21 protein-coding genes and 1 pseudogene are annotated in these 21,651 nt (G+C 62.9%); 8 read left to right on the top strand and 14 right to left on the bottom strand.

Features of this window, described 5'->3' with window-relative positions; genetic code table 11:
* Nucleotides 1–276: 276 nt before the first annotated feature.
* Together CAG34_RS09595 and CAG34_RS09590 are read right to left on the bottom strand one after the other, a co-directional pair.
* Complete coding sequence (locus tag CAG34_RS09595; protein ID WP_085589512.1) at nucleotides 277–2,703, bottom strand: TonB-dependent receptor; 2,427 nt, start codon at nucleotides 2,701–2,703, stop codon at nucleotides 277–279.
* Between the two features lie 226 nt (nucleotides 2,704–2,929).
* Nucleotides 2,930–4,051 (bottom strand): sigma-70 family RNA polymerase sigma factor, encoded by a 1,122-nt coding sequence (locus tag CAG34_RS09590; RefSeq protein ID WP_085589510.1) that lies wholly within the window; start codon nucleotides 4,049–4,051, stop codon nucleotides 2,930–2,932.
* A gap of 135 nt (nucleotides 4,052–4,186) precedes the next feature.
* Here CAG34_RS09590 and CAG34_RS09585 point away from each other — a divergent pair, with 135 nt between their 5' ends.
* Nucleotides 4,187–4,669, top strand: coding sequence for an LEA type 2 family protein (locus tag CAG34_RS09585; protein ID WP_085589507.1), 483 nt, complete (start codon nucleotides 4,187–4,189; stop codon nucleotides 4,667–4,669).
* A gap of 18 nt (nucleotides 4,670–4,687) precedes the next feature.
* Here the strand turns inward: CAG34_RS09585 and CAG34_RS09580 are convergent, their stop codons facing one another.
* Nucleotides 4,688–4,951: a hypothetical protein gene (locus tag CAG34_RS09580; protein ID WP_025338356.1), complete on the bottom strand. Its 264-nt coding sequence runs from the start codon at nucleotides 4,949–4,951 to the stop codon at nucleotides 4,688–4,690.
* A gap of 129 nt (nucleotides 4,952–5,080) precedes the next feature.
* On the opposite strand from CAG34_RS09580, the gene CAG34_RS09575 reads away from it, so the two are divergent.
* Nucleotides 5,081–5,401 (top strand): YqjD family protein, encoded by a 321-nt coding sequence (locus CAG34_RS09575; protein ID WP_025338355.1) that lies wholly within the window; start codon nucleotides 5,081–5,083, stop codon nucleotides 5,399–5,401.
* A 22-nt stretch (nucleotides 5,402–5,423) separates the two neighbouring features.
* Here the strand turns inward: CAG34_RS09575 and CAG34_RS09570 are convergent, their stop codons facing one another.
* Nucleotides 5,424–6,041 (bottom strand): tRNA-(ms[2]io[6]A)-hydroxylase, encoded by a 618-nt coding sequence (locus CAG34_RS09570; protein WP_085589504.1) that lies wholly within the window; start codon nucleotides 6,039–6,041, stop codon nucleotides 5,424–5,426.
* 154 nt (nucleotides 6,042–6,195) lie between these two features.
* Between CAG34_RS09570 and CAG34_RS09565 the strand changes: the two genes are divergently transcribed.
* Nucleotides 6,196–7,059 (top strand): universal stress protein, encoded by an 864-nt coding sequence (locus CAG34_RS09565; RefSeq protein ID WP_085589502.1) that lies wholly within the window; start codon nucleotides 6,196–6,198, stop codon nucleotides 7,057–7,059.
* A gap of 518 nt (nucleotides 7,060–7,577) precedes the next feature.
* Here CAG34_RS09565 and CAG34_RS09560 read toward each other — a convergent pair.
* From CAG34_RS09560 to CAG34_RS09515, 9 genes are all read right to left on the bottom strand, one after another.
* Nucleotides 7,578–7,781, bottom strand: a complete 204-nt coding sequence (locus CAG34_RS09560) for a formate dehydrogenase subunit delta (RefSeq protein WP_015269628.1) — start codon at nucleotides 7,779–7,781, stop codon at nucleotides 7,578–7,580.
* A complete protein-coding gene (fdhF, locus tag CAG34_RS09555; RefSeq protein WP_025338352.1) occupies nucleotides 7,778–10,660 on the bottom strand; it encodes a formate dehydrogenase subunit alpha in 2,883 nt (960 codons plus the stop codon). The genes CAG34_RS09560 and fdhF overlap by 4 nt, the downstream gene beginning before the upstream one ends.
* Nucleotides 10,657–12,216: an NADH-quinone oxidoreductase subunit NuoF gene (locus CAG34_RS09550; RefSeq protein WP_085589499.1), complete on the bottom strand. Its 1,560-nt coding sequence runs from the start codon at nucleotides 12,214–12,216 to the stop codon at nucleotides 10,657–10,659. The genes fdhF and CAG34_RS09550 overlap by 4 nt, the downstream gene beginning before the upstream one ends.
* On the bottom strand, nucleotides 12,210–12,692 hold the full coding sequence (locus tag CAG34_RS09545; protein ID WP_015269625.1) for a formate dehydrogenase subunit gamma: 483 nt from the start codon (nucleotides 12,690–12,692) through the stop codon (nucleotides 12,210–12,212). The genes CAG34_RS09550 and CAG34_RS09545 overlap by 7 nt, the downstream gene beginning before the upstream one ends.
* 573 nt (nucleotides 12,693–13,265) lie before the next feature.
* On the bottom strand, nucleotides 13,266–13,826 hold the full coding sequence (locus CAG34_RS09535; RefSeq protein WP_085589494.1) for a hypothetical protein: 561 nt from the start codon (nucleotides 13,824–13,826) through the stop codon (nucleotides 13,266–13,268).
* A gap of 110 nt (nucleotides 13,827–13,936) precedes the next feature.
* A complete protein-coding gene (locus CAG34_RS09530; protein WP_039614149.1) occupies nucleotides 13,937–14,224 on the bottom strand; it encodes a DUF3077 domain-containing protein in 288 nt (95 codons plus the stop codon).
* 103 nt (nucleotides 14,225–14,327) lie between these two features.
* Nucleotides 14,328–14,582 carry a hypothetical protein gene (locus tag CAG34_RS09525; protein WP_085589492.1) on the bottom strand — a complete coding sequence of 85 codons (255 nt, stop codon included), beginning with the start codon at nucleotides 14,580–14,582 and terminating at the stop codon, nucleotides 14,328–14,330.
* A gap of 434 nt (nucleotides 14,583–15,016) precedes the next feature.
* A complete protein-coding gene (locus tag CAG34_RS09520) occupies nucleotides 15,017–15,649 on the bottom strand; it encodes a hypothetical protein (RefSeq protein WP_085589527.1) in 633 nt (210 codons plus the stop codon).
* A gap of 11 nt (nucleotides 15,650–15,660) precedes the next feature.
* Nucleotides 15,661–15,951, bottom strand: a complete 291-nt coding sequence (locus CAG34_RS09515; protein WP_085589490.1) for a hypothetical protein — start codon at nucleotides 15,949–15,951, stop codon at nucleotides 15,661–15,663.
* A gap of 287 nt (nucleotides 15,952–16,238) precedes the next feature.
* Here CAG34_RS09515 and CAG34_RS09510 point away from each other — a divergent pair.
* The 3 genes and pseudogenes from CAG34_RS09510 to CAG34_RS09500 form a co-directional block, all read left to right on the top strand.
* Nucleotides 16,239–16,568, top strand: a pseudogene (locus CAG34_RS09510) (nucleotidyltransferase family protein); the annotation flags it as partial.
* A gap of 2 nt (nucleotides 16,569–16,570) precedes the next feature.
* Entirely contained in the window at nucleotides 16,571–16,924 is a 354-nt protein-coding gene (locus CAG34_RS09505; RefSeq protein WP_085589488.1) for a hypothetical protein, read from the top strand.
* Between the two features lie 24 nt (nucleotides 16,925–16,948).
* Nucleotides 16,949–18,217 carry a DUF4303 domain-containing protein gene (locus tag CAG34_RS09500; RefSeq protein ID WP_085589485.1) on the top strand — a complete coding sequence of 423 codons (1,269 nt, stop codon included), beginning with the start codon at nucleotides 16,949–16,951 and terminating at the stop codon, nucleotides 18,215–18,217.
* A 468-nt stretch (nucleotides 18,218–18,685) separates the two neighbouring features.
* Here the strand turns inward: CAG34_RS09500 and CAG34_RS09490 are convergent, their stop codons facing one another.
* Entirely contained in the window at nucleotides 18,686–19,585 is a 900-nt protein-coding gene (locus CAG34_RS09490) for a hypothetical protein (protein ID WP_256573541.1), read from the bottom strand.
* A gap of 294 nt (nucleotides 19,586–19,879) precedes the next feature.
* Here CAG34_RS09490 and CAG34_RS09485 point away from each other — a divergent pair, with 294 nt between their 5' ends.
* Both CAG34_RS09485 and puuE read left to right on the top strand, forming a co-directional pair.
* Nucleotides 19,880–20,752, top strand: coding sequence for a GNAT family N-acetyltransferase (locus CAG34_RS09485; protein WP_085589478.1), 873 nt, complete (start codon nucleotides 19,880–19,882; stop codon nucleotides 20,750–20,752).
* Nucleotides 20,752–21,645 (top strand): allantoinase PuuE, encoded by an 894-nt coding sequence (puuE, locus tag CAG34_RS09480; RefSeq protein ID WP_061302810.1) that lies wholly within the window; start codon nucleotides 20,752–20,754, stop codon nucleotides 21,643–21,645. Before CAG34_RS09485 ends, puuE begins: the two co-directional genes overlap by 1 nt.
* Nucleotides 21,646–21,651 lie beyond the last annotated feature (6 nt).

Below are 21,651 nucleotides of genomic sequence, written 5' to 3'. Positions count from 1 at the left end.
CACAGCTACAACGGATACGAGACCCCGGTAGCCATGGAGGAAAAACTGAGGGCAGCGGCATAAACCTTAACCGGTGTCCAAAATTACTTGACCAGATCAAACCCGCTCCCACAGGGACCGCGACTTCCTCAGGCATGTGCGGTGTCTGTGGGAGCGGCCTTGTGTCGCGAAAGGGCCGCAAAGCGGCCCCGGCTATATGTGCTGCGAAGCTGAAGTCCTGGGGGCGCTTCGCACTCCTTTCGCGACACAAGGCCGCTCCTACAGAACCGCACAGGGTCAGTAAGCCATGCTCCAGGTCAGGGTATAGGTACGCCCGCGCCCTTGGTAGTCATACAGGTAAGCCGGCCCGTAGGTCGGCGAGTAGAACAGCGTCGCACGCTGCCCCCAGACCGTGCTGTACTGCTTGTCCAGCAGGTTCTGGATGCCGGCGCTGAAGGTGCCGAAGCCGGTGTCCTGGCTGCCCAGCAGGTCGAAGGTGGTATAACCATCGATCTCGTGGTCGGCATCGTCCTTCAGGCTGAAGGCATGGTTGGCCTGCAGCCGTGCACTGCGGCCATCGCCCCTCCAGCCGACGAACGCTGTAGCCTTGGACAACGAGGCATAGCGGGCATCGCGCTTGATCCAGCCACCATCGACATCCTCTTCCTCGGAGCGGGTCAGGTGCAGGGTTCCACCGGCTTCCCACCCTGTCTGGAAGTGCCGGGTCAGCGCGCCCTCAAAACCAAAGTCACGGCTTTTCTGGTCTTCCACGTTGATGGTCAGCGTCTGCGAATCGACGTTGATGATCTTGTCCGACCAGATGTAATACAGCGCCGCCTGGGCATCCCAGTCCAGGTCGGCATAGCGCCAGCCCAGCTCCACCTGGCGGCTCTTGATGCCGGCCAGCGGGTTGTCGGCCACGCTCAGGCCGGGCTTGCCGTAGTACTTGGCCGGGTCGGGCAGGTCGAAGCCTTCGCCGTAGTTGGTCCATACCTGGTGGCCATTCTTGAAATCGTAGATGGCACCGACGTTGAACAGGTTGACCTGGTAATCGTTGCTGCCCCCCGGCACACCCTTGAAGTCGCTGACGTCCACATCCATCTGCTGGCGCCGGGCGCCGCCGGACAGGGTCAGGTTATCGGTGGCATGCCAGTCCAGCTGGGCGTACACCGACACGCCATCGACCCGGTAGCTGGGGTAGCGTGCGGCCTTGCTTTCCTTTTCCAGCTCCAGGCCACCCGACTCGGACGACGTCTGGGCGTTGAAGGTGGTCTGTTCGGCATTGAAGCGCTCGCGGTCCAGGTCGACGCCGTAGGTCAGCTTCAGCGCGTCCCACTGCTTGGCGAACAGGCCCTTGAGGCTGGTGACTTCGAAGTTCTGCTGCGAGGCGGCGAAGTACACCCCGCGCGAGCCGGTGGGCGTGGCGCGGTTGTAGTACGGGAACGGGTAGAAGTTGTCGTCTTCCTTGCGGTACGAGGCCTGCAGGTAGAAGTCCTGGCCCAGCACATCGGTGTGGTGGTAGTTGGCGTTCAGCAGCAGGCGCCGGGTGCGCGGCTCCAGGTCCGACGAGTAGCCGCTGCGCAGCTCGGCGTCTTCAAGGTCGGATGGGGCGTTGTGGTTCAGGTTGGGGAAGTAGATACCGGTGCTGCCGTGGTTGCCCGAGTCATAGTACTGGGCCAACAGGTCGAGGCTCTGCTGGTCGTTCAGTTGCATCCCCAAGGTGCCGAGCACATCGATGGTGCGGTTGTACTGCAGGTCGGTCTGGGTGTTGTCGATGAAGATCTGGTCGCCGGCGCCATCGTAGAAGGCTTCGTTCTGCTCGCCGGAAACCCCCAGGCGGGCGTTGAACCGCTCGTTGCCGCCACTGATCGACTGGGCAAAGCGGGTGGCCAGGTCGTCGCTGTTGTTGAAACCGCTGCTGGCGCCGAGCTGGGTCTCGAAGCGCGCCGGGCCGGGTTCGCCCTTCTTGGTCACGATGTTGATGATACCGCCGGTGGCGCCGCCGCCGTAGATGGCGCTGGCGCCAGACAGCACTTCGACGCGCTCGACGTTGAACGGCGAAATGCTGTCGAACTGGCGCGACAGGCCGCGCGAGCTGTTCTGGCTGACCCCGTCGATCATCACCAGCACGTTGCGCCCGCGCATGTTCTGGCCGTAGTTGGTACGGCCTTCCGGCGCCAGGTCGAGGCCTGGTACAAGCTTGCCGATGGCTTCCTTCAGGCTGACGCCGCTGTCGATCTGCTCGCGCAGCTGCTGTTGGTCGACCACCCACACGGTGCCGGGGATTTCGCTGATCGCGGTGCTGGTGCGCGAGGCCACGCTGACCTCGATCGGCTTGAGATTGACCGCCTGCGGCGCGGCGTCGGCCTTGCGCAGGGTCACCGTGCGGGCATCGCTGAAGTGCCAGCTCATGCCGCTGCCGGCCAGCAACTGCTGCAGGGCCTGCTCGATGCTGTAGCTGCCCTGCAAGGCCGGGCTGGCCTGGCCGGCGACGTCGCCGGTGGTGTACAGCAGGTGCAGGCCGGCCTGGTCGGCGAAGGTGGTCAGGGCCTGGTCCAGCGGCTGGGCCGGCAGGTCGAGCTGGACCAGGCGGGCCTGGGTCTGGGCCTGTTCGGTGGCGGTCGAGGCAAACGCCTGCAGCGGGCCGACCAGCATGGCCAGGGCACTGCAGGACATCAGGGCATGGTGAAGCGGACCGCGGCGGTGGTGCAAGGGCTTGAGCATCAGAGGCACGAATGAGCTTCCTGACAAGTCGTAAATGAGAATTGGTTGCTGATCAGTCCCACTACGACGATCTGGCTGGCAGGAACTTGCAGTGCAAGATAAAAAATTTTTCCTGTGCCGGCCTCTTCGCGGCTAAAGCCGCTCCTACAGGGATCTCCACAGCCTTCCAGACCTGTGCAGTACCTGTGGGTGCGGCTTCAGCCGCGAAGAGGCCGGCACAGGCGAGTCAATGAACCACGGCCAACCACGGCAGGTAGGTCACCTTCAGCCCATAGCGCTGCTCAAGGGTCCGCAACAGGGCCTCCGGCTCATCGAGGTCGAACACCCCGCTGACCTCCATCGCCGCCAGCTTGCTATCGGACAACACGATCCGCCCATGCCGGTAACGCTCGAGCTCCGCCAGCACCTGCCCCAGCGGCTTGCCGTTGAAGATCAACTTGCCGCGCTGCCAGGCCATCTGCGTGCCGGCATCGGCCGCTACTGCCAGTTCATGCTCGCCAACCTTGGCTTCGCCATGTGCCAATACCACGCGGCCATCGCGACGCACGCTGAAGGTAGCCGCACTCCCCTGCACCCGCTCACCGGCCGTGTCGACCACAAAGGGCCGTGAATCATCGGTGGTCTCGAACAAGGCTTCACCAGACTCCAGCACCACCCGCCGCTCACGGTCGCTGAACACCACGCTCAGGGCAGTGGCGCTGTTCAACGTCACCCGCGTGCCATCGGCCAGGGTAATCACCTGTCGCTCACCCACCCCGGTGTGGTAATCCGCCAGCAGCACCGGCGCCTGCTGCCAACCCGCCACAGCAACGGCCAACACCAGGGCCGCAGCCACGCCCGCCTGTTTGAGCCAGTTACGGCAATGGCGCAAGGCCTGGCCGATGTATTTCGCCACCATGCTTTCGGAAACCCCCAGGCGTTGCGCGATCTGCGCCTGGGTCAGGCCATCGACGCGGTTGAGCAACAGAGCCTGGCGGGCATTGTCGGACAGCTGCAGCAGCGCCTGGTCGAGGATCTGCAGGCGCTCCCGGGCCAGCAAGGCCGCTTCGGGTGCCGGGGCCGGGCAGGCCACCTCACCTGCCCGCTCGCTGTCGTCGTGGCTGGCGGCAATGCGCTGCTCACGGCGCAAGGCATCGATCGCCAGGTTGCCGGCCACGCGGAAGATGAAACTGCGCGCGTGCAGCACCGGCACCGCCTGCTGGTCGATGTTCACCAGCCTCAGGTAGGTTTCCTGCGCGACGTCGGCAGCGCGCTGACGGTCGCTCATGCGCCGGGTCAGGAATTGCAGCAGGTCGTCGTAGTGCTCCTGGAAGCTTGCCAGCAGGCCCGGCGCGGGAGAGGTCAGCATGGGTTTGGGAACGGCCAGTAGGAGAAGTTATCGGGCGTTAATGAGAAACAGTATCTTTCATCTGGGCGGAGACTTTCAACGCCGACGCGTATTTGCCACACTGCCCATTCGCCCACTCTGGCAAGGTCGCACCCCATGGCTGCCCGTCTGCACCGCTACGCCCGCCTGTTCCTGGTCCTGCTGCTGGCCTGCGGCCTGGGGGCCTGTGCGCTGTTCCAGGCACGCGACCCGGTCAATATCAGCGTGATCGGTATCGAGCCGCTGCCCGGGCAGGAGCTGGAACTGCGCATGGCGGTGAAGATGCGGGTACAAAACCCCAACGAGACGCCGATCGACTACAACGGCATCGCCCTGAACCTGGAAGTGAACGGCCAGCCGCTGGCTGCCGGGGTCAGCGACCAGCAGGGGCACATCGGCCGTTATGGCGAAGCGGTGGTCGTGGTGCCGGTGAGCATCACGGCGTTTTCCTTCCTGCGCCAGGCCTATGGGCTGGGCCGAGTGGACTCGTTGCAGGGCCTGCCCTATGTGCTGCGCGGCAAGCTGGCCGGCGGGCTGCTGGGGACCGTGCGCTTTACCGACGAGGGCAAGCTGGACCTGCCCAAGGGCGCCTACTGGTAGGCGCCTGGCGGGGTGTGATCAGCGGTTGGCGCTGGCTGCGGCCATCAGCTTGTTGACCTCGCTGCGCACCATGTTGGCGTATTCGGGCGGCGACATGCCATCCAGCTCGGCACGCACCCACTCGGCCCATTTGCCTTTGCGCCGTGGTTTTTCTGCGATCAGCCGCGCCGCTTCGCCCTTGGCCTTGCCCAGGTTGTTCTGCCACAGCTCGAACAGCCGGGCCTTCTCTGCCTCGATCTGCGCCCGTTCCTCGAAGCTCATGTTGGCCAGATTGAAACTCATGAAGGTACCTGCAGGTTTGAAAATGGCCGCTATCTTACACCCAGGTACTGCAACAGCCCAAAGCCGCCGCAACTTTCCCGACGCGCCGGCATCCATTGTTCAAACCACACCATCGACGAGGACGAGTTCATGGCCCGGAAAAACGCCGCGCTGGCCGACAGCGATCAGATCAAGGACCAGGTATTCAGCGAACTGCAGGCGCTGATCGAAGAATCGGAAAGGCTGCTGAACGACAGCGCCGCCCTGGTGGGTGACGAGGCGGAAACCCTGCGCGCGCAGGTAAGCCTCAAGCTACGCCAGGCGCGCCATGCCGCCGACAAGGTGCGTAGCAAGGCGCAACCGGTGGTGGAGGCTACCCAGGACTACATCGGCGGCCACCCGTGGCAGACCGTGGCCATTTCCGCCGGCCTCGGGCTGGTGGTCGGCCTGCTGCTGGGCCGCCGTCACTGACGCCTGGGCCGCCTGGTGCGAATCAGGCGGCCTGCGCCATCGGGATACCGCTGTGGAAGCGCAGCTCCTGGTCCGGTGACTGGATCAGCTCCATCTCCGCTGCGCGCACCAGTTCCACCCGGCGGGCGATGTCTGCCTCATCGCCGTAGTTGTGCGCCAGTTTCAGGTAACCCTGGTAGTGGCGCGCTTCGCTCTTCAGCAGGCCGTGGTAGAAGCGGCCCAGCTCCTCGTCCAGGTGCGGTACCAGCGCGGCAAAGCGCTCGCAGCTGCGCGCCTCGATGAACGCCCCCACCACCAGCGTATCCACCAGCTTGACCGGCTCGTGGGCGCGCACCAGGCGCCGCAGCCCCGACGCATAACGCCCCGCCGACACCGGGCGCAGCGGCACGCCGCGACGCTTCATCAGGCGCAGCACCTGCTCGTGGTGCACCAGCTCCTCGCGGGCCAGGCGCGACATCATGTTGATCAGGTCGAGGTGGGTGTTGTACTTGGCGATCAGGCTCAGGGCGGTGCTGGCAGCCTTGAATTCGCAATTCTTGTGGTCGATCAGCAGGGTTTCCTGGTCGGCGAGCGCCGCTTCGATCCAGGCGTCTGGTGTCGGGCAACCAAGAAAGGCGTCGATTTCGGGGATCAGGGACATGAGCGTGCAACCACAAAGAACAGGCAGGGCCGGCGATTATACCGGCGGCGGCGGGCGGCGCCAGTGACTATGCTTGATGTACATCAAGCGCCAGCGGGGGAAGCGCCGACTATAGTCAGGCATTGGTCGCCACCTTTGAAGGGAGTTAACGCCCATGCAAGCCGTCCGCAGCATCCTCGTCGTCCTCGACCCCGAGCACGCCCACAGCCGGGCGCTGACCCGGGCCAAGCTGATCGCCGGTGTCACCGGCGCGCGCCTGCACCTGCTGATGTGCGACAAAAGACATGACCACAGCGCGCTGCTGAGCCTGCTGAGCAGCCAGTTGCATGATGACGGGTACGACAACGTCACCCATGAAGAGGCCTGGCGCGACAACCTGCACGACACCATCATCTACGTGCAGCAGGCCGAGGGCTGCGAGCTGGTGATCAAGGAACACCGCCCGGACAACCCGCTGAAAAAGGCCCTGCTCACCCCCAGCGACTGGAAGCTGCTGCGCCAGTGCCCGTGTGCCGTGCTGATGGTCAAGAGCGAGCGGCCGTGGACCGGCGGCAAGGTCCTGGCTGCGGTGGACGTGGGCAACCAGGACGAGGACCACCGACGCCTGCATGCCAGCATCATCGACCATGGCTATGACATTGCTGCGCTGGCCAAGGGTGAGTTGCACGTCATCAGCGCCCATCCGTCGCCGATGCTGTCGGCGTCGGACCCGGTGTACCAGCTGAGCGAGACCATCGAAAAGCGCTACCGCGAGGCGTGCAAGGCATTCCAGGCAGAGTACGACATCAGCGAAGACCGCTTGCATGTGGCCGAAGGGCCGGCGGATGTGCTGATACCGCATACCGAGAAGAAGCTGGATGCCGTGGTAACGGTGATCGGCACGGTGTGCCGCACGGGGATTTCCGGGGCGTTGATTGGTAATACCTCGGAGGTGGTGCTGGATTCGCTGGAAGGGGATGTGCTGGTGCTCAAGAGCGAGGAGGCAATTGCTCATCAGGCGGAACTGGCCCGCGGCTGAGTCAATCTGTCAGGGCCCTATCGCCGGCAAGCCAGCTCCCACATCAACCGCATTGGCCTCAAGTCATGTGCAGTACCTGTGGGAGCTGGCTTGCCGGCGATGGGCTGCATAGCAGCCCCATTCAACACCAAACGCTAGGCCAACGCTTCCTGCACCTTCGGGTCCAGCCCCTCCCCTGCATTGGCCTCAAGTCATGTGCAGTACCTGTGGGAGCTGGCTTGCCGGCGATGGGCTGCGCAGCAGCCCCATTCAACACCAAACGCCAGGCCAACGCTTCCTGCACCTTCGGGTCCAGCCCCTCCCCTGCATTGGCCTCAAGTCATGTGCAGTACCTGTGGGAGCTGGCTTGCCGGCGATGGGCTGCGCAGCAGCCCCATTCAACACCAAACGCCAGGCCAACGCTTCCTGCACCTTCGGGTCCAGCCCCTCCCCTGCATTGGCCTCAAGTCATGTGCAGTACCTGTGGGAGCTGGCTTGCCGGCGATGGGCTGCATAGCAGCCCCATTCAACACCAAACGCTAGGCCAACGCTTCCTGCACCTTCGGGTCCAGCCCCTCCCCTGCATTTGCCTCGATCCATTGCGCCAGCTGCCGGCGCATCGCCGGTGTCCAGAAGCTCTGCAGATGCTGCCGTACCCCTTGCACCGCCAGCGCCCGGTCTGGCTCGCTGTCGAAGTAATGGGCAATCTGGTTGGCCATCTTGACCAGGTTCTCACTGCTCATCGGCGCACCTCGGCTTTTTCCGCAATACGGCGCTCCTTCAGCAAGCGCCGCTGCTCGTCACTGAAGTCCTGGTAGCGCTTCTGCCACTGCGACGGCTGGAACACTTTCACCACCTCCACCGCCGTCACCTTGTACTCAGGGCAGTTGGTGGCCCAGTCGGAGTTGTCGGTGGTAATCACGTTGGCCCCCGACTCGGGGAAGTGGAACGTGGTGTACACCACCCCCGGCGCCACCCGCGCACTGACCTTGGCGCGCAGCACCGTCTGCCCGGCGCGGCTGCCGATGCCGACCCAGTCACCGTCCTGGATGCCACGGCTTTCGGCGTCGGTTGGGTGGATTTCCAGGCGGTCGGCGTCATGCCAGGCGACGTTGCCGGTACGCCGGGTCTGGGCGCCGACGTTGTACTGGCTGAGAATGCGCCCGGTGGTCAGCAGCAGCGGGTAGCGGTTGTTGACCTTCTCCTCGGTGGGCACGTAGCCGGTAAGCATGAAGCGCCCCTTGCCACGTACGAACTGGTCGATGTGCATGGTCGGCGTGCCATCGGGTGCTGCGTCGTTGCACGGCCACTGCAGGCTGCCGTGGCGGTCGATCTCGGCGTAGCTGACGCGGTGGAAGGTGGGCGTCAGGCGGGCGATCTCGTCCATGATCTCGGACGGGTGGCGGTAGTTCATCGGGTAGCCCAGGGCATTGGCCAGGGCCACGGTCGCCTCCCAGTCGGCCTTGCCGGCCAGCGGCTCCATGACCTTGCGCACCCGCGAAATGCGCCGCTCGGCGTTGGTGAAGGTGCCGTCCTTCTCCAGGAACGAGCTGCCCGGCAGGAACACATGGGCGAACTTGGCTGTTTCGTTGAGGAAGATGTCCTGCACCACCACGCATTCCATGGCCAGCAGGGCCGCAGTGACGTGCTGGGTGTTGGGGTCGCTCTGGGCAATGTCCTCGCCCTGGCAGTACAAGGCCTTGAAGCTGCCGTCCAGCGCCGCTTCGAACATGTTGGGGATGCGCAGGCCCGGGTCGGGCTGCAGGGTCACGCCCCAGGCACGCTCGAACTCGGCGCGCACGCCCTCGTTGGAAATGTGCCGGTAGCCGGGCAATTCGTGAGGGAACGAACCCATGTCGCACGAGCCCTGCACGTTGTTCTGCCCGCGCAGCGGGTTCACCCCTACCCCTTCGCGGCCGATGTTGCCGGTGGCCATGGCCAGGTTGGCGATGCCCATCACCGCGGTGCTGCCTTGGCTGTGCTCGGTCACGCCCAGGCCGTAGTAGATCGCCGCGTTGCCGCCGGTGGCGTACAGCCGGGCGGCGGCGCGGATCTGCTCGGCAGGCACGCCGCAGACCGGGCCAAGCACTTCGGGGGCGTTTTCCGCCAGGCTGACGAAGTCGCGCCAGCGGGCGAAATCTTCGGTTTCGCAGCGGGCATCGATGAAGCGCTGGGCCAGCAGGCCTTCGGTGACGATCACATGGGCCAGGGCGTTGAGCATGGCCACGTTGGTACCGGGGCGCAGTTGCAGGTGCAGCTCGGCGCGGGCGTGCGGCGAGTCGACCAGGTCGATGCGCCGTGGGTCGATCACGATCAGCCGCGCACCCTGGCGCAGGCGGCGCTTGAGCTGCGAGCCGAATACCGGGTGGGCGTCGGTGGGGTTGGCGCCGATCACCAGCACCACGTCGGCCTGCATCACCGAGTCGAAGCTTTGTGTACCAGCCGACTCACCCAGGGTCTGCTTCAGGCCATAGCCTGTGGGTGAATGGCATACCCGCGCGCAGGTGTCGACGTTGTTGTTGCCGAACGCCGTGCGCACCAGTTTCTGCACCAGGTAGGCTTCTTCGTTGGTGCAGCGGCTGGAGGTGATGCCGCCGATGGAATCGCGACCGTACTTCAGCTGGATGCGGCGGAACTCGCTGGCGGCGTAGGTCACCGCCTCGTCCCAGCTGACTTCCTGCCATGGGTCTTCCAGGCGCTTGCGGATCATCGGCTTGGTGATGCGGTCCGGGTGGGTGGCGTAGCCCCAGGCGAAGCGGCCCTTGACGCAGGCGTGGCCGTGGTTGGCGCCGCCGTTCTTGTCCGGGACCATGCGCACCAGTTGGTCGCCCTTCATTTCGGCGCGGAACGAGCAGCCGACGCCGCAATAGGCGCAGGTGGTGATGACCGCACGCTCGGGTTGGCCCAGCTGTACCAGGCTCTTTTCGGTCAGGGTCGCGGTCGGGCAGGCCTGCACGCAGGCGCCACACGACACGCACTCGGAGGCGAGGAAGTTCTCACCACCCGCCGCCGCCACTCGCGATTCGAAGCCGCGCCCGGTGATGGTCAGGGCGAAGGTGCCCTGGATATCCTCGCAGGCGCGCACACAGCGGCTGCAGACGATGCACTTGCTCGGCTCGTAGTCGAAATACGGGTTGGATACGTCCTTTTTCTCGGCAAGGTGGTTGGCGCCGTCGTAGCCGTAGCGCACCTCGCGCAGGCCCACCTGGCCGGCCACGGTCTGCAGCTCGCAGTTGCCGTTGGCCGAACAGGTCAGGCAGTCCAGCGGGTGGTCGGAGATGTACAGCTCCATCACGTTGCGCCGCAGGCCGGCCAGGCGCGGGGTTTCGGTGTGCACCACCATGCCTTCGCTGACCGGGGTGGTGCAGGAGGCCGGGTAGCCGCGCATGCCTTCGATTTCCACCATGCACATGCGGCACGAGCCGAAGGCTTCGAGGCTGTCGGTGGCGCACAGTTTGGGAATGCTGGTGCCGAGCATGGCCGCGGCACGCATCACCGAAGTACCGGCGGGCACAGTGATGGCACGGCCATCGATGCTCAGGCTGACCTGTACCTCGCTGTCACGGGCCGGGGTGCCGAGGTCGCTGCTTTTATCAGAAGCGGGGTCGAAGAAATTGATCACTGCGCGGCCTCCGTGTGGGTCAGCCCGAAATCGGCGGGGAAGTACTTCAGCGCGCTGGCCACCGGATAGGCGGTCATGCCGCCCATGGCGCACAGCGAGCCGTATTGCATGGTGTCGCACAGGTCGCGCAGCAACAGGGCCTGGTCATGCCGTTCGGTCAGGTCGCTGGTGGCGATCAGGCGGTCGACCACTTCCATGCCGCGGGTCGAGCCGATGCGGCATGGGGTGCACTTGCCACAGGACTCCTCGGCACAGAACTGCAAGGCGAAGCGCGCCATGCTGGCCATGTTCAGGGTGTCGTCGGCCACTACCACACCACCGTGGCCGAGCATCGCGCCCATGGCGGCGAAGGCTTCATAGTCCAGCGGCGTGTCGAAGTGGCTGGGCGGTACCCAGGCACCGAGCGGGCCACCAACCTGCGCGGCCTTCAGCGGCCGGCCGCTGGCCGTGCCGCCGCCATAGCCTTCCACCAGCTCGCGCAGGGTCAGGCCGAAGGCGCGTTCCACCAGGCCGCCCTGGCGGATGTTGCCGGCCAGCTGGAACGGCATGGTGCCCAGCGAGCGGCCCATGCCGAAGTCGCGGTAGAACGCCGCGCCCTTGGCCATGATGATGGGTACCGAGGCCAGGGTAAGCACGTTGTGCACCAGCGTCGGCAGGCCGAACAGGCCCTGCAGCGCGGGTAGCGGAGGCTTGGCGCGGACGATGCCGCGCTTGCCTTCGATTGATTCGAGCAGCGCGGTTTCTTCGCCGCAGATATAGGCGCCGGCGCCGACCCGCACTTCCAGGTCGAAGGCCTGGCCGCTGCCGGCCACGTCGCTGCCGAGATAGCCGGCGTCACGGGCGATGGCGAAGGCCTGGTCGAGCACGCGGATGGCGTCGGGGTATTCCGAGCGCACATAGATGTAGCCCTTGTCGGCACCCACGGCGAGGCCGGCAATGATCATGCCTTCGATCAGCAGGAACGGGTCGCCTTCCATCAGCATGCGGTCGGCGAAGGTACCGGAGTCACCCTCGTCGGCGTTGCACACCACGTACTTCTGCCCGGCCCCGGCGTCACGCACGGTGCGCCACTTGATGCCGGCCGGGAACGCCGCACCGCCGCGGCCGCGCAGGCCGGAATCGAGCACGGCGGCTACCACCTCGGCACCGTCCAGGGCAACGGCCGTTTCAAGGCCGGCGAAACCGCCATGGGCACGGTAGTCGTCCAGCGACAATGGGCGGGTGATGCCGGCGCGGGCGAACAGCAGGCGCTGCTGGGTCTTGAGGTAAGGGATGTCCTCGACCGGCCCCAGGGCCAGCGAGTGGCCACCAGGTTCACCGGTAAAGGCGTCGAGCAAGGACGGCACGTCTTCCGGGGTGACCGGGCCGAAACCCAGGCGCCCTTGCGCGCTGTCGCACTCCAGCAGCGGCTCCAGCCAGTACAGCCCGCGGGAACTGGTGCGCTGGATGTCCAGCGGCAGCTGGCGGCGTTCGGCCTCACGTTGCAAGGCATCGGCGACCTGGTCGGCGCCCACGGCACGGGCTACCGAATCGCAGGGGATGTACAGCTTCAGCATGCTGCGTCCTCCCGGCAAGCGTTGACCAGCGCGCGCAGGCGCTCAGGGGTAAGGCGCGCATGCACCTGGCCGTCCAGTTCCAGCGCTGGCGAGCAGGCACAGGCGCCCAGGCAGTACACCGGGCGCAGGCTGATGGCGCCGTCGGCGCTGGTGCCGTGGTCGTCCAGCGCCAGCTGTTCGCGCAGTTGCGCGGCCAGCGCCTCGGCGCCCCGGCTCTGGCACGACTCGGCGCGGCACAGGCGCAGGGTGTGGCGCGCTGGTGGCGTGGTGCGGAAATCGTGGTAGAAGCTGATCACCCCACGCACCTCGGCCAGGCTGAGGTTCAGGGCATGGGCAATTTCGGCGACAGCGGCATCGGGGATGTAGCCGATGTCGTGCTGGATGGCATGCAGGATCGGCAACAGCGCGCCGGGGGTATCCTTGTCACGGGCCAGAATGCGGTGGATCACAGGCAGGTGGAGCAATTCATCAGGCATACAGCGGACCTCGGCATCACGGACCCTGCCTGAATTGTTGTAAGGGCAGGTATCCGGCGTGTTCTGCTGCGGCGCGCCGGCCACGTCACGGTTGCGTGGTGCCAGCGGCCTCCTTGCCTGCGGCCGCACGTCTGCGCGTACTGGTCCGAGGCATCCTGCAAGCATGGCACTTGTGGCGCCGGGGGGTTGCGTGCGAACGACCAGGCGCATCCTGAAACCGACGCGGGTTGTTTCTGGCCTTATGCCGTCTGCTGCGCTGTCGCTTAGAGAACTGAATTCGCAAGCGGTCCGCGTACCCTGTGGGAGCGGCTTTAGCCGCGAAGAATCCAACGCGGTGCATGGCACCGGCTACGCCGGTGTTCGCGGGCATGCCCGCTCCCACAGGGTGCTCCGGCAGCCCAAGGAATGCGCCATACCTGTGGGAGCGGGCGCGCCCGCGAACACCGGCGCAGCCGGTGCCAACCAGCGCGTCGCCTGCCTCGCGGGCTTGCCCGCACACAGTTTCAATGAGTTTTGTGCAGTTCCATGAATGCATGGCCTGCGCAAGGCTTCAAAGCTGCACGGCTTTGTCGATCAGTGCTTGGCCGTCTCGATCAGCTTGTCGAACTTGCGGTTCAGCTGGGCAAAGCGCTCATCGCTCTTGGCCCGCGCCTTGACGTTCTGGTCCGAGCTGGCCTTGTCGGCGATGGTCACCACCGTCCAGTCCCGGTCCTTGGCCACCCAGTACACCAGCTCACCGTCCGCGGAAAACGCCTCGAGTCGGCCACCGCTGTTCGGCACAGGCTTGGCCTGCCTGGTCATCGGCAGCAGTTGCTGGACCCGGGCCTCGTCGGTGCTGGCCAGCCGCACCTCCACCTGGCGAAGCTGGTCGGCCTCGTTGAACGACGCCTTCACTTGCGTGATGGCAATACCGCCCAGGTTGAAATCGCCCTTCGGGTTGCTCCCCTGAAAGAACTCGGTGGGCACCTGGTAGTGATAGCCGGTGAAATGCTCAACTTCGCCGAACTGCTGCTGCAGAATGGCCAAGGCCTGGGGCTTGGGCATGCCCAGGCTGAACTGGCCGACTTCCAGCGCCGACCAGGCTTGCAGGGGGAAAAGCGCGCAGGCGAATACCAGCGGCAGGGTCCGTTTCATCGGTCATCTTCCTTGAAAAGAGCCCAGCAACCTAACCCCTGCATGACAATCAGACAATACTGGCAGGGTGCCAAGCCCACCCTGCCCCGGCTTCTCGACGCCTGGCTGGGTCAGCGGTTCTTGCGCATGCCCATATGCGCGTCATCCATAAGCGCCTTGGCCATGTCGCAGAGAAAGTGCGAAGCCCAGACCAGCACCGGTTCGTTGTCCATAACCCCGATAAACGAGGCTCGCCGTGAGCAGTCCATCAAGACCGACGCTTGTTCGATGGCATGGTCGCAGCAGTTTCCCGCCTCTACGCGGAACAGTTTCTTGCCGTCCAGCACACCGTCCAGGAACGTGGCCGCGCCTACGGTCAGGCCCAGTGTGCCGGTGTCGTCATCCAATTCCTTGTCCATCTGAAACCCTCTTTTGAATCTGCCGGCCAGTGCGATTTCCCGGTTGCAGTCCCTGGCAGGAAAACCACACCGCCCAGGCTGGCAAAATTTGAAAATCAGCTCATCAGTGCAATGTATGCACCGGCTGCCCGGCCCGAAGCTGCACCTGCGCAATCGCCGACTCCAGCAGCGTGCGCACAGCCTCCATTTCATGCATGACCGCCAGGGTCATGATCGTGGCGGGAGATCTGGGGAGCGAGGCTATCGCGTGATGGCCTACGGACAAGGCGCAGAGCACGTATTCCGTGGCCTGGATCAGGGTGTCTTCCAAGTGATGGGGTGAGTCGGAAATGGGGGGATCCGGGACTATTTTGAGCATGGTCACATCTCGATTTCGTGAGAGAAAACCACACCCCATCCCTTGCAGAGAATGGGTGGCGGCTGCGTACGGGCCTGCAAGACCGGGGAAGATCGAGAAAAACCCGGCTGACCCGAAGGTCACCCGTACGCAGCCACCATTAAGCACAACCATTGGCACAGACCAACGGCTCGATGATGAGCACGCTTTCGATACTTCCCCAGGCTTGCAGACCCGGTCGTTGAATTTGCAACGACAGGGCGAGACTAGGGGGCTCAGGTTTCCATCGCAATGGTGAAACGGCTTGAAAAGGATGATTCAGAAATGGACTACGAGGAAGGGGAAAAATCTGATTAGTTCTTGTAGGAACTGATATGAGTTTCTCTAAAAAGACTCAAAGATCCGAGTGTGAAGCACAGCGCTTGGCGGTACGCTGTGCTTCTTTCAAATGCTCACTACAACGCCAACCGCGCCAGTCGCTGCAAAGCTCGAATCACCTCCTGATCCCGGTTCTCCAGCACATCCGCCTGAATACGCGCGATCACAGCCTTCAGCAATTCGGTCTGGTTCATCTCTGTATGCTGCTGAAGCGCAAGCATGTCCTCCGCCATGTACGGATTGACCTTCATCGACAACCGCCGAGTAACATTGGAACGCGCAAGCCCGCGCTGCTCTCGCTGTTCATCCAGCGCCTGAAGGAACGTTTGATGCACCGCATGCAACTGCCCACATTGCTGCGCCTGCACCAACTGTTGGAAATAGTGGGCAAGAAACAACTTGCGCAAATTTGCCCCCGCCTCATTACTGACCGCATGCATGGCCGCATCGAGCACATCCAGATAGACCGCCGGCAAACGCGCCTCGATCGACTTGAGCTGCTGCTTGCGCGCCTCGCGGATGGCCGGCGTGGATTGCGATGGAATGGCGACCACACCATCACAACGGGCGCACACGCCCACCAGAATGTCCTTGGCCACACCTTGGCCATCGCTAAACGGCACATCCCGGCGAGCATAGTGCGTGGGCACCACTGCCTGGCAATGCTCGCAAAGCGCATTTCCTCTGTCGCCTTCGAAAAAGATCTTCATGATCTGGGTACTCACTGGTGAACGCTGATGAACCAGGTGTCTGGCTCGATGAAAAAGAACTTTATGTACCAACCATCCCGTTTGAGCACATGCACCTCGATGGCTGCGACGGCATGGTGAGGGGTGCTGGCGTGATGAATACCCCTGCATGAGCGAACGACTTCGGCAACCTCGCCGGCTGACACTTCCCCTGTAGCCAGCAGGTTCTTTACGTCGATATCCCTGCGTGAAACGTGTTGATACTCCCCTGACTCAAGCGCCGTTATCACCGCTCGCTGGGCCTCCCTGAAGCCGAATTTCATAGCTCATCCCTGCCAATACGAAAATCATCGTACAAAACCCGAATCAAATCTACCGTTTGCCGAGCCCGGGCGACCAATGGCACCCCGGCCAGCTCAAGACAGCGATCCGGAACACGCATGAACTATGGTCCCATCGACCGCAGGACGGCGTAGAGCAATGTAACCAACGCTTTCATGGCCTTTTTCGACTGCCCGTTCGAGGGCAGAACCTGTCCCACAAACACATCATCGAAGCGTCATTCAGGTAAGCTCAGCCCAGCGCAATGCAACCACCACGGACGGTACCCATGCATTCACTGACTGACGAACAAGTGCTGGCAATCATCCATGAGAACCCGATAAACCGGGCATTGCTGGCCGTCCTGCCAGCGCTGGATATCCCCCACTGCATGCTGACGGCAGGCGCCCTGTTCCAGACATTCTGGAACCACCGCGCCGGGCTACCTTCGGAGAGGGGCATCAAGGACTATGACATCGCCTACTTCGACGCCGACTTGTCCTGGGAGGCAGAGGACCGTGTCATCGCCCGGGTTCATCAGGCGTGCGCGCACCTGGGCGTCAACGTGGAAGTGCGCAACCAGGCCCGTGTTCACTTGTGGTACGAGGCGAAGTTCGGCGCATGAGCGAAATTGAAATACTGTCCTTGTCTCCAGACGGTCGCTACCAAGTCCAGGCGACCCCGTGGGAAGCAGGCAACTCGCACTGGCTGTTCCCGCCGCAAATCATAGATACCCAAAACGGAAACGTGGTGTTTGGTTTCGAGGATCCTCTGTGGTCAGCAGATCTCATCACCTGGCTAAGCCCGACCCGGGTCGAACTCAAGCTGCGCAAATACCCCGGCCATCGAGTACCTTTGGGGCTCACGATGATCGTTGACTGTGCGCTGCGTATCGCTGAATGTGGCGATGGAACGCACATTGAATTAGCCCGTCTGGAAAGCACCCTTGAGGGGATGCTCGACCTGCTCGGCTGAACTCACTTGTCAGCAAGGGACTGAATGATGAATTGGAAGGCTCTGGAACAGGCGCTGTTCGACGCCGCCAGACAGACATTGCAAACGCTGCTCGATAAGAGGGGCAGCCCTTTGTACGCCGCAGCGTTTCATGCGAGCTACCGAGAAGAAGAGGCGGTTCTGTCACTGCCCAGCTTTGCCGCAAACAGCTTGCAAGCACTCTGCGAAGACTACCCCGACGAGGAAGATGAAAGCTTCAGTTCGGTGAAGTGGAACCCGGCGGACTGGCGCTGGGATTGGGAAATCTGCGCTGGTGAGCCGTTCACGCAGCTCGATGATGAACTGCAAGCCCACGCCAATCGGCTTGGCCCGCGCCAATGGCAAGCGGCTGAGCAACGCTTGCTGGTCACCGTTAGCCGTGCCGCCAGGTCGCTGGGCCGCCATTTCAGTCAGCATCCTGGTGTGACGCCTGGCTTCGTGGTGATTTTTCATGACTTTGCTGGCTATATGCCCTTGGCCAAACGCAGCATGACCCGCCAGCAATTCGAGGATAATTTCCCTGTCGAACTGGCCATTGAAAACACCCTGCGCGGTGTCGCTGCCTTGCCGCTCGCCGAGCAGGTCGCGTTCTACGTCAGCCGCTTACATTGTTCGGATGGTATTACGGGGGAAGACGCAGAGCGTTGGCTAATTGCCAACGGCCGTCCCGCGCAGGCAGCGCTTATCGAGCAGCTAAACGGGCATAAACAGCCTACCACTGCCGCGCGTATTCTCGGACTGGCCGGCATGGCTGATGAGGCCGTCATCCAGGCCCTGCGTCGACAGGCGATTGAGGCCTGCGAGCAGCCGACCCGCAACTGGTGTGCAAAAGCCTTGGGTTACCTTGAGGATTTCGACTGGCTTATGCAGCAAACGCCCGACGTCGTTGTCGCGGGTATTTGCGCTAACTTCGACGGTTTCCGCTGGCGGGGCGTGCAGCCACCGGTGCTTAACTACACACCCGTTAAGCGTCTACTCGATCAGCGTCCTGAGCTTCGGGCTGCTGTTGAAGAGACACTTGAAGAAGTCTACGGCCAGATCAATACCACCGCCGCCGATGTCAGCGAAGCCTTGCACGGTTTGATTTCACCCCACGTAGTCATTCGTCGTCATGCTGTGAGTGGATTGAATAACCGAGGTCTGCTGCCCGACGACGCGCTTCGAGCCTTCGAGGCGCTACGCCTAGCAACACAGGATACCGATGAGCAGGTGCGGCACGCTGCGGGACTTGGCCTGGAAGCTATGAAACCCGGCCTGGCTCATCGTTTTTCCTGAGTGCACCGCAGATGGATACATTACGAGTGTTCATGGGCAATTCGCCGGCTATGGGCCTTCAGGTTACCGATTCAATTCGGTGATGAGCGTGTGCCCTGTCGGTCGGTTGCTGGAGTCTGGTTCTGACCCGAAGCGGGGCTTCTCAAGATTAAAGGATGCGTCATGTTGAATGAACCGAGCTTGGGGATCTGAACGTCCGCAATGGGTAAATAGCGGTCACTCACGAACGGCCGCTCTTGACCCGTTGCTGCCGGTGAGCCGAACAGCAATCTTTGTAGGAGCGGGCGCGCCCGCGAAGAATCAAACGCGAAGACTGGCACCGGCTGCGCCGGTGTTCGCGGGCACGCCCGCTCCCACAGAGTGCGCATAGCACTCACGACATCAGTTTTTTTCGTGTCTGCTTTGGGTCGATAGCTGCCGGTCGTGGATGACCGCTTTCGCCCCAGAGCGGCCCTTGGCGGAAGGTAACTAACGACCAAAAGCAGTCCCTAGGCGCGCCGACAAATAGAGTGACGATCCAGCTGCCCTTTCAACTGACCTTGCTGCGACACCAAACGGTAGTCCGTTCATTATCAGCTTGGGATTTTCGTATTTCGAACTGTCGTGATTCGTGCAGGACATGCCTCCAGCGATTGCAACCGTAGCGCTTTCACTAATCCAGCGGATCGCTGCTTCCAGTCGAGTCCAGCCACCTTCGGCAAGCTTGGCTTCTGCCTCACGTAAACAGGAGCAGATCCCACTGCCAGGCCAATCGACCGAGCCGTCCTCCCGTATGCCGTCGAGCGCATCTGCAAATGCCTGGCTCTGTATAAACGAAGCCAATTTAACTTGTGCCTCGCCCATGGTTCTGGCCCAACATTGCAGGTTCAAACAATGCCGATTGATGGCCTGGTAGCTTTCCTCAAGATAACCATCCGCAGCCTGGCAGCCTGACTCTGACCAGAGATCGAAATTCTCAATGAAGAGGTGAACCAACTTGTTACGCAGGTCGACCAACGCCTTGGTAGCCACCTTCGTTGCCTCATAGTGCTCGATTGGCATTTCCAACTGGTTTCGATAGCTGAACCCGATCTGGTCACCAGCATCGGCTTCCGTATGTGACTCTTCATTTTGGGGCGACTGGACCAGAAAGCTGTCGGCCAGCATCCCGACCAACATGCCCATGGTTTTTTTCTTGGTACCTGCGATCTTTTGCTCACGGATGGTATGCAGCCGATCCACAGGGCCGCTCAACTCAGCATGCGCGACTATGACTTTCAGCAGCTGTTCGTATTGTTGCAAACGCAACAGACAGCGTCCGAGCTTGCGCTGCACCACAGGTTGAAGTTCAGGTACATCATCCGCGGGCATGGTAGTGACTTCATCCATGATCAACGACTCACCTAAAAGTGGCAGGGCTGGAGCAATTCACGGCAATGCGCTTGCCCTGCAAGGAGGGCCTGCAATGCGTATATCGGGCGCTTTTCAAGCGTCAGTATAGGTTGAGGATTTTTACCCGCATCGGTCGACAGCTACCCCTGGCACTCAGGACCATTCAATGGCGACGAGCCTGTTCTGCAGGTGTCGTAACGGCCTGGATCAATACTCGTGTTGAAGCTATACCCAAAGGGTTCACAGTAACGATGGACCATCCGCCCTGTTATCGACCGGGGGAACTTCGCGGTGTCAAATCAGCTGGTCATACGCAACATGACCCGTCCCGAACTGGACGAGCTCGTCGATTGGGCTGCCCGTGAGGGTTGGAATCCCGGCGTTCACGATGCCGAGCTGTTCTGGGCCACGGACCCTGCCGCCTTCATTGCAGCGTCCCGGGGCGGCGAATTGATTGGTGGCGGTGCAATCACTTCCTACAACGGCGAATTCGGTTTCATGGGTTTTTTCATCGTCCGGCCTGAGTATCGCGGTCAAGGCCTGGGCAATACCCTCTGGCACGCACGCCGCGAGCGACTCCTCGCCCGCCTGTGCCCAGGCGCGAGCATTGGCATGGATGGCGTGTTCGCAATGCAGGACTACTACGCCAAGGGTGGGTTCGTCTTCTCCCATCGCAACATGCGTTTTCGTGCCAAGGCCACCGAACGCCCGGCACCTTCGCAGGTAGACAACCAGGACATCGTCCCGTTGGCCACCTTCCCGTTCGATGAGGTGGTCGATTACGACCGCACCTGCTTCCCTGCCGCGCGCGCAGCCTTCCTGAGCGGGTGGATAGCCCAGGCCGATGCACTTGCCGTGGGTTGCCGCCGCGAGGGCAGGCTTAGCGGCTATGGCGTGGCAAGGCGCTGCCGGGAAGGCTACAAGATCGGCCCCTTGTTCGCCGATGACGCCCTGGCAGCCAATGCCCTCTACGCGCGCCTGGCAGAATTTGCGCAAGGTTGCCCGCTGTTTCTGGATGCCCCCGAGAATAACCCCGCCGCCATGGCGCTTGTGCGCCAACAGGGCATGATCGAGGTTTTCGGCTGCGCACGCATGTACCTCGGCCCACCTCCGGCGATCGCACACGAACGTGTGTTCGCCGTCACGACCTTCGAGCTGGGCTGATGTCCGCTCGCAACCTGATCGGTTATGGCGGCAACCCACCCCACCCGCGATGGCCCGGTGGGGCGCGCGTTGCGGTCCAGTTCGTACTCAACATCGAAGAGGGTGCGGAGTCATGCATGCTCAATGGTGACGCACAGTCGGAGGCCTGGCTTCATGAGCTACCGGGCCGCCCGCCGCGTGTGGGGGAACCGGACCTGAGCGTCGAGGGCATGTACGAATACGGATCGCGCGCAGGTGTATGGCGCATTCTGGAGCTGTTCGGCGCCAGGGGCCTGCCGCTGACCGCCTTTGCCGTTGGCCGAGCACTGGAACTGACCCCGGCGATTGGCCATGCGCTATGCGCCGCCGGGCATGAGATTGCCGGGCATGGCTACCGTTGGCTGGATTATCGCGACATGCCTGAAGACCAGGAGCGGCGCCATATCCGCCTCACCATCGACGTGATCGAGCAGATCTGCGGTAAACGCCCCGTAGGTTGGTATACAGGAAGGGTCAGCCAGAACACCCGCCGCCTGTTGCGTGAGGAAGGTGGGTTTCTCTATAGCTCGGATGCCTACAACGATGATCTGCCCTATTGGCTCCCAGGCTCACCCGCCCACCTGGTGATCCCGTACACACTGGTCAACAACGACGCCCGCTATCTGCTGCCCAATGGCTTCGCCTGCGGTGAAGACTTCTTCCGGCTGCTAAAGGATGCTTTCGACCTGTTGTGGCAGGAGGGCGCGCACCACCCGAAGATGATGAGCGTGGGCCTGCATGGGCGGATCAGTGGCCATCCTGGTCGTGCGATGGCGCTGGCGCGCTTTCTCGATTACGTGCAAGGCCACGACGGGGTGTGGGTCTGCCGGCGCGAAGAGATTGCCAGGCACTGGATAGCCCAGTTCCCCGCCTGAGCGGTC

The organism is Pseudomonas sp. B14(2017), assembly GCF_002113255.1.
In the GTDB taxonomy this organism is placed as follows: domain Bacteria; phylum Pseudomonadota; class Gammaproteobacteria; order Pseudomonadales; family Pseudomonadaceae; genus Aquipseudomonas; species Aquipseudomonas putida_Z.
The sequence above is the reverse complement of the archived record's forward strand: the minus strand, read 5'-3'. Positions and strand labels throughout refer to the sequence as shown.

What these genes read in the sequence shown, in the direction of transcription:
- CAG34_RS09595 (WP_085589512.1), bottom strand. Translation starts at nt 2,703, where the DNA reads ATGCTCAAGCCCTTGCACCACCGCCGCGGTCCGCTTCACCATGCCCTG.
- CAG34_RS09590 (WP_085589510.1), bottom strand. Translation starts at nt 4,051, where the DNA reads ATGCTGACCTCTCCCGCGCCGGGCCTGCTGGCAAGCTTCCAGGAGCAC.
- CAG34_RS09585 (WP_085589507.1), top strand. Translation starts at nt 4,187, where the DNA reads ATGGCTGCCCGTCTGCACCGCTACGCCCGCCTGTTCCTGGTCCTGCTG.
- CAG34_RS09580 (WP_025338356.1), bottom strand. Translation starts at nt 4,951, where the DNA reads ATGAGTTTCAATCTGGCCAACATGAGCTTCGAGGAACGGGCGCAGATC.
- CAG34_RS09575 (WP_025338355.1), top strand. Translation starts at nt 5,081, where the DNA reads ATGGCCCGGAAAAACGCCGCGCTGGCCGACAGCGATCAGATCAAGGAC.
- CAG34_RS09570 (WP_085589504.1), bottom strand. Translation starts at nt 6,041, where the DNA reads ATGTCCCTGATCCCCGAAATCGACGCCTTTCTTGGTTGCCCGACACCA.
- CAG34_RS09565 (WP_085589502.1), top strand. Translation starts at nt 6,196, where the DNA reads ATGCAAGCCGTCCGCAGCATCCTCGTCGTCCTCGACCCCGAGCACGCC.
- CAG34_RS09560 (WP_015269628.1), bottom strand. Translation starts at nt 7,781, where the DNA reads ATGAGCAGTGAGAACCTGGTCAAGATGGCCAACCAGATTGCCCATTAC.
- CAG34_RS09550 (WP_085589499.1), bottom strand. Translation starts at nt 12,216, where the DNA reads ATGCTGAAGCTGTACATCCCCTGCGATTCGGTAGCCCGTGCCGTGGGC.
- CAG34_RS09545 (WP_015269625.1), bottom strand. Translation starts at nt 12,692, where the DNA reads ATGCCTGATGAATTGCTCCACCTGCCTGTGATCCACCGCATTCTGGCC.
- CAG34_RS09535 (WP_085589494.1), bottom strand. Translation starts at nt 13,826, where the DNA reads ATGAAACGGACCCTGCCGCTGGTATTCGCCTGCGCGCTTTTCCCCCTG.
- CAG34_RS09530 (WP_039614149.1), bottom strand. Translation starts at nt 14,224, where the DNA reads ATGGACAAGGAATTGGATGACGACACCGGCACACTGGGCCTGACCGTA.
- CAG34_RS09525 (WP_085589492.1), bottom strand. Translation starts at nt 14,582, where the DNA reads ATGCTCAAAATAGTCCCGGATCCCCCCATTTCCGACTCACCCCATCAC.
- CAG34_RS09520 (WP_085589527.1), bottom strand. Translation starts at nt 15,649, where the DNA reads ATGAAGATCTTTTTCGAAGGCGACAGAGGAAATGCGCTTTGCGAGCAT.
- CAG34_RS09515 (WP_085589490.1), bottom strand. Translation starts at nt 15,951, where the DNA reads ATGAAATTCGGCTTCAGGGAGGCCCAGCGAGCGGTGATAACGGCGCTT.
- CAG34_RS09505 (WP_085589488.1), top strand. Translation starts at nt 16,571, where the DNA reads ATGAGCGAAATTGAAATACTGTCCTTGTCTCCAGACGGTCGCTACCAA.
- CAG34_RS09500 (WP_085589485.1), top strand. Translation starts at nt 16,949, where the DNA reads ATGATGAATTGGAAGGCTCTGGAACAGGCGCTGTTCGACGCCGCCAGA.
- CAG34_RS09490 (WP_256573541.1), bottom strand. Translation starts at nt 19,585, where the DNA reads ATGGATGAAGTCACTACCATGCCCGCGGATGATGTACCTGAACTTCAA.
- puuE (WP_061302810.1), top strand. Translation starts at nt 20,752, where the DNA reads ATGTCCGCTCGCAACCTGATCGGTTATGGCGGCAACCCACCCCACCCG.